We start from the raw sequence: 13,987 nt of genomic DNA on the forward strand, positions 1-13,987 counted from the left end.
ACGCTCAGCGTCCGGAGGAGTCGACCATGACTACCCGCCCTTCGGTACCCAATGGCGCGGGCAGCCGGGTTTGCGCACGCGGTGGATGGGGCGGTGGGTGCGCGCGTCCGGCGGCGGTGGGCGCGGCGCTGGTATCGCGGTGGGCACGGCGATGGTGCCGCGGTGGGTGTGGCGGTGGGTATGTGCACTGGGACATGCGCACACCGACCCTCGACGGAGGGCGCCGTCCTTCGACGGCGGGGGATGTTGCCTATGGCGTCTTTCGGCGGAGTAGGTGGACGGACAGGAAGCCGACGAGGATCAGTACCAGGGCGCCGCCGCCGAGGCCGGCGATCAGGCCGAGGGGGACGTCGTCGGCGGAGGTGGTGTCCTCGTCCTCGATCGGCCCGCCGGCTTCCGTTCGCTCGCTGGGGCGTGACGGCTCGGGGGTGCTGCCCGGGGACGGCGTCACGGTGTCCGGTGACGAGGGGGACGCGGTGCCAGGTGATTCAGGCGGCGCGGCTGCGTACGTCGGTTTGCCGGTGCCCGCGACACCCTGGACGCCGACGGTCAGCGTCATCGGGATCGTGAAGCTCGTGTCATCAGCCTTGCGGGTCATCGAAACGACCAGATAGTACTCGCCCGGCGTCGATGTACCGGTGTCCTGACTGGTAGCCCCGTCGCGGTTCAGGTACCGGATCTCCTTGGTCGTGATCGCCTGTGTGACACCACGACTCGCGGTCAGTACGCCGCGCTTGCCGCCCGGTCCACCCGGCGCGTTCACCGGCGAGACGGCGTACGCCTCGGCTCCGGCCGGCGAGATCACCGCCGTGTCGACGTACCGGATGCCGATCAGGTCACCGGCAGCCCCGGTGATCTTCGGAACCGTGACCTGCGCCTGGATCCGCTGACCCCAATCCGCCTTGATCTTGTAGAGCTGAACCTCACCGGGCAACAACGTGGTCCGGTAGCTGCCGGCCTGCAGCAGCGGCGCGTCCGGGAAGCTCGATCCGGGAACGATGTCGCGCGGAGCCGTACCCGGCATCGGCACCCAGACCGGATCATCTGCCTTGGCCGGCAAGGTCTTCGTCTCTTCGACCGGCGCCTCCTCCTCGATGCGCAACTCGAAAGGCACGTTCGCGATCTCCCGGAAGTCCTTGCCCGGGTCAACGACCAGGACCAGCTGGTCGGCCGTGAAGCACGCGTCGTCCTTCCGCTTGAGGTTCGGCCAGCTCGACGCCGTACCGGTCGCGAATCCCTGGTCACCGTTCTGGACCCGCGGCCGGCCCGATTCGCAGACCTCGCCGGCCGGAGTCATCAAGGTGATCTTGGTCTGAATGACCAGGCTCGTCGCCCCGGCCGGCCGCCGGAAACTGAGCCCGGCGCGTACGGTCGAGCCGGCCACCTTCCGGTCGATCAGATAGTGCTTCGGCTGGTCCAGCAGATCGAAGCTGTCCGAGAAGTGGCCCGGGGCAACCGTCGGCGCTCCCTCCGGCGCCGCGGTGCCCTGGATCGGCGTCCCCGAGATCCGGAACGGACGGAACGCCCGCGTCGACAGCCGTTCCAGCCCGGCCTCGAGATCGACCGTCGAATCGGCGTCGTAGTAGTCGCCGCGGCCCTCCCGCGCCACGCACTGCAGCTGGCTGCGCGCCTTCGCCGCCACCCGGAACCCGACCACGTCGATCTTCAGGTCGATCCCCTGCTTGGCGATCTCCTTCGCCACCGCACACGGCTCGGGCGCGCAGGTCGCCTCGCCGTCCGACACCAGTACGATCGTGCGCTGCCCGGTCGGCCCGAGATCCTTCGCGGCCTGCTGCAACGAGTACCCGATCGGGGTCTCGCCGTACGGTTTGTACTTGGCGATCGCCGACTGCAAGAGCGGTCGATTGCTCGTACCGATCGGCACCGTGAGCTGAGTGTCCGTACACGCGCCGGCCTGACCGCGCTTGAACACCGTCGCGCCGTACACGCGCAGGCCCACCGGCGCGGTCTCCGGCAGTTTGGCGACCACCCGGCTCAGTGCGGTCCGCGCGGCGACGATCTTCGTCGTACCGTCACCGGCCGGCTCCTTCATCGAGCCCGACGAGTCGAGCACCAGAACCAGCTTGCCCGTGTCGCCGGGCTCAGGGTCCGCTTGCGCGCTGCCGATCGGCTGGAACGCGAGCACGGCAGCGGTCAGTAGCAGGGCAGCGGCACGACGGATCATCATTCCTCCGGGGCGGGGGCGGGTCATCAGTCTTCCGGGGCCGGGGCGGGTCACCGGGCGGTGGCCTCGACGGCGGGTGCGGCCAGGGCGGTACGGGTGGCGAGCAGGCTGGCGCCGATGGTCAGGACGGTGATTGTCGCGACGACACCGAGGTAGATCCCGGCACCTGGACCGGTTGTCAGGGCATCGGATCGCGCCGCCAAGTACGCGCCGACGGCGAGCGCGGCCGCGACCGTACCCAGCACGACTCCGGCGACCAGCGCGATCACCGACTCGACGGCGACCATGCCAAGGACCTGGGTACGAGTGGCGCCGAGCAACCGTGCGAGGCCGAACTCACGGCGCCGCGCGATCATCGTGGCGACACAGTTGTTCACCACGATGATGCCCGCGAACGCGGCGATCATCGCGACGATGACGAAGTTCAGCGTCTGGACGCCCTTGTCGTCCAGGCTCAGCTGCAGGCCGATCGCCTTGTTCGCGGCGTTCTGGATCTCCTGGATGTAGAAGGTTTCGATCGCCACGCTGGTGAAGACGATCACCGGCATCGTGATCGCGGCGATCGGCTTCGTCCGTTGCCGCACGTTCGACGCCGCGAGCTCGCCAGGCGCCCCGGAGAACAGGCCGATCGGGCCCTGAACGAGCGCGACGGCGGCTCTGAGCAACGCCGGGCTGAGCAACGCGAGACCGATCGCGGTGGCGATCCCGGACTGACCCGCGAGACTCATGGTCAGAAATCCTTCGGCATCGGCGACCGTCGTCGTGGTGACGGCACAACTGACGCCGACCACGAGGAGTACGAGGCCGAGGATCACCCGTCGGCGGCCCAACCGGGGCGGCTCGATGCTCGCCTGGACGAGGGCCTCGCGGGCACTGACCCGGCCGGCCCGGCGCGACGTCACGACCGTGGCCAGCACACTCGCGATCAAGGTCACGGCCAGCCCGCCGCCCAGCGCCACCGCACCGAACCGGAAGGACACGCTCTCGGCGATCTGCCCACTGGACACGAGTGCGGCGAGCAGCGCGCTGCCGACCAGGATCGCGGGCACGATCGCGACCAGGCACGCGGCGACGGACACCAGTACGCCCTCGCCGATGACCATCAGGCCAACCTGCGCCGGCGTCGCGCCGGCCGCCTTCAGCAGGGCGAGCTCAGCCTGCCGCTGCCGCACCGACAGCGACATGGTCGACGCGACGCCGAACGCGACGATCACCAGCCCCCAACCGCCGACCACCCCCGAGATGGTCGTCAGCGAGGTCTTGTCGGCCGCCGAAACGCCCGGCCCGGCGGCGCTGTCGTACAGGGACGCGAAGGCCATCAGCGTCATCGCGCCGAGGAACACGTTGACGAAGGTCGCCACGAAACCGCCGAGGCGGTAGCGCACCGAGCGGAGCGCGAGTCCGAGCATTGTCATGACGCCGGGTCCAGCCGCAGCATCTGCTCGGCGACCCGCGGCGCGGTCGGTTCGGTCATCGTGCCGACGATCCGGCCGTCGGCCAGGAAGACCACCGAGTCTGCGTACGAGGCCGCGACCGGATCGTGCGTCACCATCACCACGGTCTGCCGGTGCACGTCGACCGCTACCCGGAGCACGGCCAGTACCTCGCGGGCGCTGGCGCCGTCGAGGGCACCGGTCGGTTCATCGGCGAACACCACCGACGGCCGCGAAGCCAAAGCCCGGGCGATCGCGACGCGCTGCTGCTGACCGCCCGAAAGCTCCGCCGGGCGGTGATCGATCCGGTCCCGGAGCCCGACCTCGGTGAGCAGCTCGATGCAGCGCCGCCGGTCGACCTTCTTGCCCGCGAGCCGCATCGGCAGGATCACGTTCTGCAGGGCGGTCAGCGTCGGCAACAGGTTGTACTGCTGGAAGACGAACCCGATCCGGGCCCGCCGGAACCGGGTGATCTCGGCCTCGCTGCCCTGCAGCAGCTCGGTTCCGTCGACGTACACGGTGCCGCTGGTCGGCCGGTCCAGCCCGGACGCGCACTGCAACAATGTGCTCTTGCCCGATCCGGACGGCCCCATGATCGACGTGAAGGTGGCCGCGGCGAACTCGGTCGTCACGCCGGCCAGCGCGGTCACCTCGGTCGGCGCCACGCCGTACGACTTGGTCAGCTCCACGACGCGCAGCGGATGCTGCATCGCCGAGCGTGGAAGGTCGGAGTCGATCAACGGTCCATCCGATCGGTCAGGTGGTACATCGGGACGTACCGCAGCCTGCCCGGGCCCGGACGATCGCGACACCGACTCTGGTAGGGCGACTGACCCGACCTGAGAAGGGTCCGTGCCGAGTTATGGGTGGCTAGAGTGATCGGGATGAGTCAACGCTGGCACGTACTGACGTACGCCTCGACGGGCGCTGCCGCCGGCCGGTCAGCGCGTCAGCAACGGCTGATCGACCTCGCGCTGGCCGGGTGCGCGGCCGGGTTCGGTGCGCTGATCCTGGTCTCCTCGGTCGACGGACGGAGTACGGCCGGACTGGCGACCGACGTACTGATCGGAGCTGTCGCCTGCGCCGCCCTGTACCTGCGCCGGACCGCCGTACTTCCGGTCGCGATCCTCGGTGTCGCCGCCTCCGCGGTCGCAGCGTCGGCAGCCGGCGCCGCCCTGGTCGCGCTCTTCACGGCCGCGATCCGGCTCCCGCGCCGAGCCGTCGCCGTGCTCACCGTCGCCGCTGTGCTCGCGACCGGAATCTTCCCGCTGATCGTGCCGGACGCCGGCGGCTACAGCTACAGTACGCAGCTCTTGCTCGGCAGCCTGATCAACCTGGGCGTGGTCGGTTGGGGTCTCATGGTCGGTGCCCAGCGCAACTATTTGCGGACCGTCCTGCAGCACACCAAGGACCTCGAGCTCCGCCAGCACCTGCTCGCCGCGAACGCCCGGGACCAGGAGCGGCGCCGGATCGCGCGGGAGATGCACGACGTACTCGCCCACCGCCTGTCCCTGCTCAGTGTCCAGGCGGGTGCGCTCGAGTTCCGCTCCGACCTCTCGCCGGACAAGACCCGCCAGATCGCCGGCGTGATCCGGCAGACCACGCATCAAGCCCTGAACGAACTCCAGGAGGTGATCGGCATCCTCCGGGACGGCACCGACGGAGCCACCTTGCTGACGCCGGCCGTTGGCCTCGACGACCTCGCGCCGCTGATCGACGAGGTCCGGCTGGGCGGGTCCGACATCCGATTCGAGCCGCCCGGCGACGGCGTACGCACGGGCCTTCCGGAGAATCTGGCGGTCGAAGCTACCGCGTACCGGATCGTCCAGGAAGGGCTGACCAACGCCCGCAAGCACGCACCGGATTCGCCGGTCCGCGTGCTGGTACGCGCCCGGGCGGCCGAGCTCGTGGTGACCGTGAGCACCTTCCTCCGCGGCGAGCCCGCTGCCGTCCCCGCTGCCATCCCCGGCGGCGGCACCGGCCTGCGTGGTCTCGGTGAGCGGGCTTCGCTGGTCGGCGGCGACTTCTCGGTCGAGACGGTCGGCAACCAGTTCGTCATCATCGGGAGGCTGCCGTGGACCCTGTAGTGGACGCCGTAGGAACCGAGACGCGGGTGGTGCTGGTCGACGACGACGCGCTGGTGCGGATGGGGCTGCAAGCGATGCTGGACGGCGTGTCCGGCATCCAGGTCGTCGGCGAAGCAGCCGACGGCAGCGAAGTACCCGCCGCGGTCGCCGCCCACCGGCCGGATGTCGTCCTGATGGACCTGCGGATGAAGCGGATCGACGGCATCACCGCCACCCGCGAGCTCCGCGCCCGCGGCGAAACCCCGGCCGTCATCGTGCTGACCACCTTCAACGACGACGACCTGATCGAGCAGTCTATCCGGGCCGGCGCCGTCGGGTACCTGCTGAAGCACGCGCCGCCCGACGACATCGTCCGTGCCATCCGCGCCGCGCACGCCGGCGAGAGCCTGCTCTCCCCCGAGATCGCCCGCCGCGTACTCACCCTGATCGCCGGCACCGCCGAAGCCACCGGCACCGCCGACGCCATCGCGACCGCCCGGGCCCGGCTCCGCCACCTGAGCACCCGCGAACTCCAGGTCGCCAAAGCCGTCGCCGACGGCAAGTCCAACGCCGAGATCGCCACCGCCCTCGCCATCACCGTCCCCACGGTCAAAGGCTACGTAGGCACCATCTTCACCAAAACCGACGCCGAAAACCGGGTCCAGCTGGCCCTGATCGTCAACGCCGCCGGCCTCTGACCACGCTGTGCGCAACAGGTACGCGCTACAGGTACGTCTGGGTGCTCGGCGGGGCCGATTCCATCCAGGCGAGGACGCCGGTGAGGGCTTCTTCGGTCATCGCGAAGTGCACCGTGCGGTCGTGGAGTTTGGCGTCGACGATGACGTGGCCCGCGTACGTGACCAGGGGCTCGTTGCCCATCGGGCGGCGGGTGGTGACGCCTTCGAGCTGGCGGCGGTTGACGACCAGCTTGGGCCACCAGGCCAGGCTGAAGACGCGGAACCACTGCAGGTCGTCGCCGACGTAGCGGGCCAGGCCGAGGGCCCAGCCGCGGCCGTGTTCCTTCTGCGCGAGTTGCAGGCTGCAATCAAAAGTTCCGCCGTCCCTGGACAACCAGCGACGGCGGAACGCGACCAGCACGATGAACAGCACGGCGGCAAGCAGACAGACCCCGACGACATCGAGGGCTGTCCTCATACCTTGCCGACCTCATTTCCGGTGCCCGATCTTCGGTACTCACCCGGGCACCCCGGAGAACCGTACTGTCAGTGACGATATTCGATTATGGCAGGTCCGCTTAAGCAGTCTGCTCCGCGGCCCGGACCCTTGCCTCGGCGAGTCGCACCTCGTCGGTGTCCGCGTCGGTGTCGAGCCCGGCGGCCAGCGCCTGCTCGAGGTCCCGGCGCGCCTCTTCGAGGTCGATGTCGTGACCCATCTCGGCGTTCTCGGCCAGGATCGAGACCCGGTCGTTCGCCACCGAGATGAAGCCGTCCGGCGCGGCCGCGACGAAGTACTCGTCGTCGACGGTCCGCACCTGGACAGTACCGCCCTGCAGCAGGCCCAGCAGCGGCGCGTGGCCGGGCAGGATCCCGACGTCGCCGTCCGTGGTCCGGGCGATGACGATCTTCGCCTGCCCCTGCCAGACCGTCCGCTCGGCGGCGACCAGCGCCACCTCCAAGTGGTCAGCCATCAGCTTTCCTTCTGCAGCTCGGCCCACTTGCGCTCGACGTCGTCGAGCGAACCGACGTTGAAGAACGCCTGCTCGGCGATGTGGTCGCACTCGCCTTCGGTGATCTTCTTGAAGGACTCGATGGTGTCCTTCAGCGGCACGGTGGAGCCCGGGACGTTGGTGAACTTCTCCGCCATGTAGGTGTTCTGGGACAGGAACTGCTCGATCCGGCGCGCCCGCGCGACGGTGATCTTGTCCTCTTCGGTGAGCTCGTCGACACCGAGGATGGCGATGATGTCCTGCAGTTCCTTGTTCTTCTGCAGGATCTGCTTCACCCGGACGGCCACGTCGTAGTGCTCCTGGCCGATGTACTGCGGGTCGAGGATCCGCGACGTCGAGGTCAGCGGGTCGACGGCCGGGTACAGACCACGCGACGCGATGTCACGCGACAGCTCGGTGGTCGCGTCCAGGTGCGCGAACGTGGTGGCCGGCGCCGGGTCGGTGTAGTCGTCGGCCGGTACGTAGATCGCCTGCATCGAGGTGATCGAGTGACCGCGGGTCGACGTGATCCGCTCCTGCAGCACGCCCATCTCGTCGGCGAGGTTCGGCTGGTAACCGACGGCCGACGGCATCCGGCCGAGCAGCGTGGACACCTCGGAACCGGCCTGGGTGAAGCGGAAGATGTTGTCGATGAAGAGCAGTACGTCCTGCTCCTTGACGTCGCGGAAGTACTCCGCCATCGTCAGCGCCGACAGCGCCACCCGCAGCCGGGTGCCCGGCGGCTCGTCCATCTGACCGAAGACCAGCGCGGTGTCCTTGAAGACCCCGGCCTCTTCCATCTCGTTGATCAGGTCGTTGCCCTCACGGGTACGCTCCCCGACGCCGGCGAACACCGAGGTGCCACCGAAGTTGTGGGCGATCCGGTAGATCATCTCCTGGATCATGACGGTCTTGCCGACACCCGCACCGCCGAACAGGCCGATCTTGCCACCCTGGACGTACGGCGTGAGCAGGTCCAGCACCTTGATGCCGGTCTCCAGCATCTCGGTCTTGGACTCGAGCTGGTCGAAGGCCGGCGCCTTGCGGTGGATCGGCCAGCGCTCGGTGATCTCGAACTCGGACTCGTCCTGGTTCAGGCACTTGCCGGTCACGGACCAGACCCGGCCCTTGGTGACGTCACCGACCGGCACGGAGATGGCCGCGCCGGTGTCGCGCACCTCGGCGCCGCGGACCAGGCCGTCGGTCGGCTTCATCGAGATCGCCCGGACGATGTTGTCGCCGACGTGCAGCGCCACCTCGAGGGTGATCGTCTGGGTGCTGTCGCCCAGGGTGATGTCCACCTCGAGCGCGTTGTACATGTCGGGGATCACGTCGGCCGCGAACTCGACGTCGACGACCGGGCCGATCACCCGGGCGACGCGACCGACGCCCGGGGCGGCGGCCTCGTTGTTCTTCTCGGTAACCGTGGCAGTCATCTCTCTCACTCGCTCCCGGCGTTCGCATCGGCGAGCGCCGTGGCGCCACCGACGATCTCGCTGATTTCCTGGGTAATTTGCGCCTGGCGGGCCTGGTTCAGGTCCCGCGTCAGCTTCTCGATCAGGTCCTGCGCGTTGTCCGTCGCGGACTTCATCGCCCGCTGCCGGTTGGCCAGCTCGGAAGCGGCCGCCTGCAGCATGCAGTAGTGGATTCGGCTGGCGACGTACTTCGGCAGCAGCCCGTCGAGTACCTCTTCGGCCGACGGCTCGAACTCGTACAGCGGCAGCACGTCGTCGGCCGCCGGTGCCTCTTCGCCCTCGACGACCTCCAGCGGCAGCAGCCGGATCACGTCCGCGCGCTGGGTCAGCATCGACACGAACCGGGTGAAGACGATGTGGATCTCGTCCACGCCGCCCTCCTCGGCCGGGGTCAGGAACCGCTCGATCAGCGCGTCGGCGATCTCCCGGGCCTGAGCGAAGCTCGGGTTGTCGGAGTCACCGCTCCACGACTGCGCGACCTCGCGCTGCCGGAAGGTGTAGTACGCGATTCCCTTCCGGCCGCTGAGGTACGGAACGACCTCTTTGCCGTCCTCGCGGAGCAGCTGGTTCAGCCGTTCGCCTTCCCGGATCACGTTCGCCGAGTACGCACCGGCCTGACCGCGGTCGGAGGTGATCAGCAAGACCGCGGCCCGGGTCGGGTTCGGCTTCTCGGTGGTCAGCGGGTGGTCGACGTTCGAGAACGTCGCCACCGCCGACACGGCACGGGTGAGCTCACGCGCGTACGGACCGGCCGCCTGGGCGCGTTGCTGCGCCTTGACGATCCGGGACGCCGCGATCAGCTCCATCGCGCGGGTGAGCTTCTTGATCGTCGTGACCGAGGCCTTCCGATCACGAAGCTCCCGCAGGTTGGCTGGCACGGTGGATCAGCCCCGCTTCTGCTTGACGATCTGCTCCTGCTCGACGTCCTCTTCGTCCATCGCCTCGGCTTCCGGCTCGGTGCCGAGCAGCGTGCCCTCGGAGGTCTGGAAGGTCGGCTTGAACGCCTTCAGCGCGTCGGTCGCCGCCTGCGCCTCGTCGTCACCGAACTGACCGGACTCGCGGATCGCGCTGAGCACCTTGCTCTCCCGGCGCAGGTAGTCCAGGAAGTCGCGCTCGAACCGGAGCACGTCGTTCACCGGTACGTCGTCGAAGTGCCCGGTGGTCCCGGCCCAGATCGAGATGATCTGGTCCTCGACCGGGTACGGCGAGTACTGCGGCTGACGGAGCAGCTGGACCAGCCGCTGACCACGGTCGAGCTGCCGGCGCGAGGTGGCGTCCAGGTCGGACGCGAACATCGCGAACGCCTCCATCGCGCGGAACTGCGCGAGGTCGAGCTTCAGCGTTCCGGCGACCTTCTTCATGCCCTTGATCTGCGCGGCCGTACCGACCCGGGAGACCGAGATACCGACGTCGATAGCCGGCCGGATGTTGGCGTTGAACAGGTCGGACTGCAGGAAGATCTGGCCGTCGGTGATCGAGATGACGTTGGTCGGGATGAAGGCCGAGACGTCGTTCGCCTTGGTCTCGATCACCGGCAGGCCGGTCATCGAGCCCGCGCCGAGCTCGTTCGACAGCTTCGCGCAACGCTCGAGCAGCCGGCTGTGCAGGTAGAAGACGTCACCCGGGTACGCCTCGCGGCCCGGCGGGCGGCGCAGCAGCAGCGACATCGCGCGGTACGCCTCGGCCTGCTTGGTCAGGTCGTCGAACACGATCAGCACGTGCTTGCCCTGGTACATCCAGTGCTGGCCGATCGCCGAGCCGGTGTACGGCGCGACGTACTTGAAGCCGGCCGGGTCGGACGCCGGGGAGGCGACGATGGTGGTGTACTCCATCGCGCCGGCCTCTTCGAGCGCACCGCGGACGGCGGCGATCGTCGAGCCCTTCTGGCCGATCGCCACGTAGATGCAGCGCATCTGCTTCTCCGGGTCACCGGAGTCCCAGTTGGCCTTCTGGTTGATGATCGTGTCCACCGCGATCGCGGTCTTGCCGGTCTTGCGGTCGCCGATGATCAGCTGCCGCTGGCCGCGGCCGATCGGGATCATGCCGTCGATCGCCTTGATGCCGGTCTGCAGCGGCTGCCGGACCTCCTGGCGGTCCATCACGCCGGCCGCCTGCAGCTCCAGCGCGCGGTTGCCCTCGAGGTCCTTGATCTCGCCGAGGCCGTCGATCGGCTTGCCCAGCGGGTCGATCACGCGGCCGAGGTAGCCCTCGCCGACCGGTACCGAGAGCACCTGGCCGGTGCGGCGGACCTGCTGGCCCTCCTCGATCCCGTCGAACTCACCGAGGACGGCGACACCGATCTCGCGGACGTCGAGGTTCAGCGCGATGCCGCGGGTGCCGTCCTCGAACTCGAGCAGCTCGTTGGTCATCACCGAGGGCAGGCCCTCGACGTGCGCGATGCCGTCACCGGCGTCGACGACGGTACCGACCTCTTCGGCAGCCACCTCGTCGGGCTGGTAGTCGGTGACGAACCGATCCAGGGCGTCCCGGATCTCCTCCGGCCTGATCGTGAGCTCAGCCATTGCGTTTCCTGCTTCCTTTGACCTTGCTGGCCTGTCGTGGCTCTAAAGGCTTTTCCGGACCCTTAGCGCCGCTTCTGTCGTTAAGGGCCGTCAACCCGCGATGCGCCGTTGCGCCTCGTCGAGCTTGGCCGCGATGGTTCCGTCGATCACTTCGTCGCCGATGTCCACCCGGACGCCGCCGACCACATTCGGGTCGACGATCACGTTCAGCTGGATCTCCCGGCCGTACTGCCGGCCCAGGGCCGCGGCGAGCCGGTCGCGCTCGGCCTCGGTCAGGTCACCGGCGACCCGTACGGTCGCGATGCTCGCGTTGCGCCGGGCCGCCGCGGCGACCTGGTACACCCGCAGCGAGCCCGCGAAGCTCCGGCCGCGGCCGTCGACGGCCCGCTCGGCCAGCCGCACCGTGGTGGCGTCGGCCTTGCCCTGCAGCAGTCCACGGATCAGCTCCTGGCGGCGTTCCACCGGGATCGCCCGGTCGCCGAGCTTGTCGGCCAGCGCCCGCTCGGCGACGACCACCCGGTCCAGCCGGAAGAGCTGGTCCTCGACCTCGTCCAGCGTCCGCCGGGTGTCGGCGTAGGCCACCTCGGCCTGGACGCTGAGCTGGTCCAGCGCGTCGCCCAGGTCCCGGCCGCTGACCCAGCGGCCGGTCACCGCGGCGGACAGCACCTCGAGCGCGGTCGCCGAGATCTTGCCGCCGAACAGCTGCTGCGCCAGCCCTGCCTTGGCAGCCGACGGGCGCGCCGGGTCGGTCAGCGCGCGCCGGAGCGCGCCGCTGCCGTCCAGCAGCCGGGCGATCGAGAACAGCTCGCCGCCCAGTCCCTCGACCGGCGTCGCACTCGCCAGGGCCTGCTCGGCCCGGGCGAGTGACTCGTTCGACGCGCCGCGCATCAGCCGTCCGTTCCGACGGCCTGGCGCGCCGACTCCGACGCCTCCAGGTCGGCCAGGAAGCGCTCGACCGTACGCCGCTGCCGGGCCTCGTCCTCCAGCGACTCACCGACGATCCGGCCGGCCAGCGTGGTCGCCATCTGCCCGACCTCGCCGCGCAGCGAGGCGACCGCCTGGCTCCGCTCGGCGTCGATCTGGGTGCGCGCGTGGGTGACGATCCGCTCGGCCTCGGCGTTCGCCTGCTCACGCATCTCCGCGATGATCACCGCACCCTGCTCGCGGGCGTCCTCGCGGATCTTCGCAGCTTCCTGGCGAGCCTCCGCCAGCTGCGCGTTGTACTTCTCCAAAGCCGCCTTCGCCTCGGCCTGGGCCTGCTTGGCCTCGTTCATCCCGCCTTCGATCGCCGCGGTCCGGTCGGCGTACGCCTTCTCGAACTTCGGGACGACCACCTTGGCGAAGGCGATGGCCAGCAGGATCAGGAAGACGAAGCCGAAGATGATCTCGGCAGTGTGCGGCAGCAGCGGGTTGACATCCTCGCCACCCGCGGCTGCCGCCAGCGGGAGAACTTTCGTCAGCATCTCTGAGTCCTGTCAGTCAGGGGGGTTGGATCAGGCGTGACCCTTGAACACGAACGCGAGCGCGATACCGATGATCGCCAGAACCTCGGTGACACCGAAGCCGATCCACGCGATCGACTGCAGCTTGCTCTGCGCCTCCGGCTGCCGCGCGGTGCCGTTGATGACGGCGGCGAAGATCAGACCGACACCAACGCCCGGGCCGATGGCAGCGAGGCCGTAGCCCAGAACGGCGATGTCACCGGTGATGGCGAGCGCCAGGTTGCTCATTTCGGTGGTTCCTTTCGGTACGGATAGGGGCTATCCGGGTTTCCGTTTACTACGGGTCTATGGGTGATACGGCGGATCAGTGGTCGTCGGCGATGGCGCTGCCGATGTACTGCGCGGTCAGCACCACGAAGATGTACGCCTGGATGCACTGCACGAACAGCTCCAGCCCGGCGATCGCGATGCCCATGATGAAGGTGACGATGCCGACGCCGCCGAGGAAGATCTTCCCGGACTCGAACACCATGTACTCGCCACCGAGCACGAACACCAGCAGCAGGATGTGACCGGCGAACATGTTCGCGAACAACCGCAGGCTCAGCGAGATCGGCCGGACCAGGATGTTCGAGATGAACTCGATCGGGATCATCAGCGGCATCAGCCAGCCCGGTACGCCGGCCGGCATCGTCTGGTGCTTGAAGTAGCCCCAGGGGCCGTGCTTCCGGATCCCGACCGCGTTGTAGATGACCCAGCTCATGATCGCCGCGACATAGGCCCAGCCGGCGTGGCTGAAGGTCGGGAACTGGATCAGCGGGATGCTGGCCGCGACATTGTTCAGCAGGATGAAGAAGAACAGGCCGCACAAGTACGGCACGTACTTCATGTGCTCCTGGCTGCCGATCGCGTCCCGGGCGATCGAGTTCCGGACGAAGTTGTAGCCGAGCTCGCCGGCGAACTGCAGCTTGGTCGGCACGATCGCCGCCTTGCGGGACGCACCCCAGAAGAACCAGACGATGACGACGACGGACAGCGCGGCCACCAGTACGGGCTTGGTGAACCAGTCCACGCCGTCGATGATCGGCGGGGTGTTGAAGTTCTGTGGACCGGGTGCGATGAACTCGGTCGGAACGCCGGCGGTCACCGGGTCTCCTCTCGCGTCGTGCTCAAGTCGGACGCCTTGTGGCAAAGGGCA

14 protein-coding genes are annotated in these 13,987 nt (G+C 68.7%); 2 read left to right on the forward strand and 12 right to left on the reverse strand.

The window, feature by feature from the left end; all coding sequences use genetic code 11:
* Window positions 1-250: 250 nt before the first annotated feature.
* From ABD260_RS16165 to ABD260_RS16175, 3 genes are read right to left on the reverse strand one after another with little or no spacing between them, the layout of a single operon-like run.
* Window positions 251-2,185 (reverse strand): vWA domain-containing protein, encoded by a 1,935-nt coding sequence (locus ABD260_RS16165; protein WP_344234352.1) that lies wholly within the window; start codon window positions 2,183-2,185, stop codon window positions 251-253.
* A gap of 50 nt (window positions 2,186-2,235) precedes the next feature.
* Window positions 2,236-3,600 (reverse strand): ABC transporter permease, encoded by a 1,365-nt coding sequence (locus tag ABD260_RS16170; RefSeq protein WP_344234354.1) that lies wholly within the window; start codon window positions 3,598-3,600, stop codon window positions 2,236-2,238.
* Entirely contained in the window at window positions 3,597-4,358 is a 762-nt protein-coding gene (locus tag ABD260_RS16175) for an ABC transporter ATP-binding protein (RefSeq protein ID WP_344234355.1), read from the reverse strand. The genes ABD260_RS16170 and ABD260_RS16175 overlap by 4 nt, the downstream gene beginning before the upstream one ends.
* 144 nt (window positions 4,359-4,502) lie before the next feature.
* On the opposite strand from ABD260_RS16175, the gene ABD260_RS16180 reads away from it, so the two are divergent.
* Window positions 4,503-5,705: a sensor histidine kinase gene (locus tag ABD260_RS16180; protein ID WP_344234356.1), complete on the forward strand. Its 1,203-nt coding sequence runs from the start codon at window positions 4,503-4,505 to the stop codon at window positions 5,703-5,705.
* Complete coding sequence (locus ABD260_RS16185; RefSeq protein WP_344234357.1) at window positions 5,693-6,382, forward strand: response regulator transcription factor; 690 nt, start codon at window positions 5,693-5,695, stop codon at window positions 6,380-6,382. Before ABD260_RS16180 ends, ABD260_RS16185 begins: the two co-directional genes overlap by 13 nt.
* Before the next feature lie 25 nt (window positions 6,383-6,407).
* On the opposite strand, the gene ABD260_RS16190 is transcribed toward ABD260_RS16185, so the two are convergent.
* From ABD260_RS16190 to atpB, 9 genes are all read right to left on the reverse strand, one after another.
* Complete coding sequence (locus ABD260_RS16190; RefSeq protein ID WP_344234358.1) at window positions 6,408-6,839, reverse strand: DUF2550 domain-containing protein; 432 nt, start codon at window positions 6,837-6,839, stop codon at window positions 6,408-6,410.
* A 100-nt stretch (window positions 6,840-6,939) separates the two neighbouring features.
* A complete protein-coding gene (locus ABD260_RS16195; protein ID WP_344234359.1) occupies window positions 6,940-7,332 on the reverse strand; it encodes a F0F1 ATP synthase subunit epsilon in 393 nt (130 codons plus the stop codon).
* Window positions 7,332-8,786 carry a F0F1 ATP synthase subunit beta gene (gene atpD / locus ABD260_RS16200; protein WP_344234360.1) on the reverse strand — a complete coding sequence of 485 codons (1,455 nt, stop codon included), beginning with the start codon at window positions 8,784-8,786 and terminating at the stop codon, window positions 7,332-7,334. The genes ABD260_RS16195 and atpD overlap by 1 nt, the downstream gene beginning before the upstream one ends.
* Window positions 8,787-8,791: 5 nt before the next feature.
* Window positions 8,792-9,703: a F0F1 ATP synthase subunit gamma gene (locus ABD260_RS16205; RefSeq protein ID WP_344234361.1), complete on the reverse strand. Its 912-nt coding sequence runs from the start codon at window positions 9,701-9,703 to the stop codon at window positions 8,792-8,794.
* 6 nt (window positions 9,704-9,709) lie between these two features.
* A complete protein-coding gene (atpA, locus tag ABD260_RS16210; RefSeq protein ID WP_344234362.1) occupies window positions 9,710-11,347 on the reverse strand; it encodes a F0F1 ATP synthase subunit alpha in 1,638 nt (545 codons plus the stop codon).
* Between the two features lie 90 nt (window positions 11,348-11,437).
* Complete coding sequence (locus ABD260_RS16215; protein ID WP_344234364.1) at window positions 11,438-12,235, reverse strand: F0F1 ATP synthase subunit delta; 798 nt, start codon at window positions 12,233-12,235, stop codon at window positions 11,438-11,440.
* Window positions 12,235-12,810 (reverse strand): F0F1 ATP synthase subunit B, encoded by a 576-nt coding sequence (locus ABD260_RS16220; protein WP_344234365.1) that lies wholly within the window; start codon window positions 12,808-12,810, stop codon window positions 12,235-12,237. The genes ABD260_RS16215 and ABD260_RS16220 overlap by 1 nt, the downstream gene beginning before the upstream one ends.
* A gap of 30 nt (window positions 12,811-12,840) precedes the next feature.
* Window positions 12,841-13,077 carry an ATP synthase F0 subunit C gene (atpE, locus tag ABD260_RS16225; protein ID WP_184830444.1) on the reverse strand — a complete coding sequence of 79 codons (237 nt, stop codon included), beginning with the start codon at window positions 13,075-13,077 and terminating at the stop codon, window positions 12,841-12,843.
* A gap of 76 nt (window positions 13,078-13,153) precedes the next feature.
* Window positions 13,154-13,936, reverse strand: a complete 783-nt coding sequence (atpB, locus tag ABD260_RS16230; RefSeq protein WP_344234366.1) for a F0F1 ATP synthase subunit A — start codon at window positions 13,934-13,936, stop codon at window positions 13,154-13,156.
* Window positions 13,937-13,987 lie beyond the last annotated feature (51 nt).

Origin of the sequence: Kribbella hippodromi (assembly GCF_039531045.1) — a bacterium.
GTDB lineage: Bacteria > Actinomycetota > Actinomycetes > Propionibacteriales > Kribbellaceae > Kribbella > Kribbella hippodromi.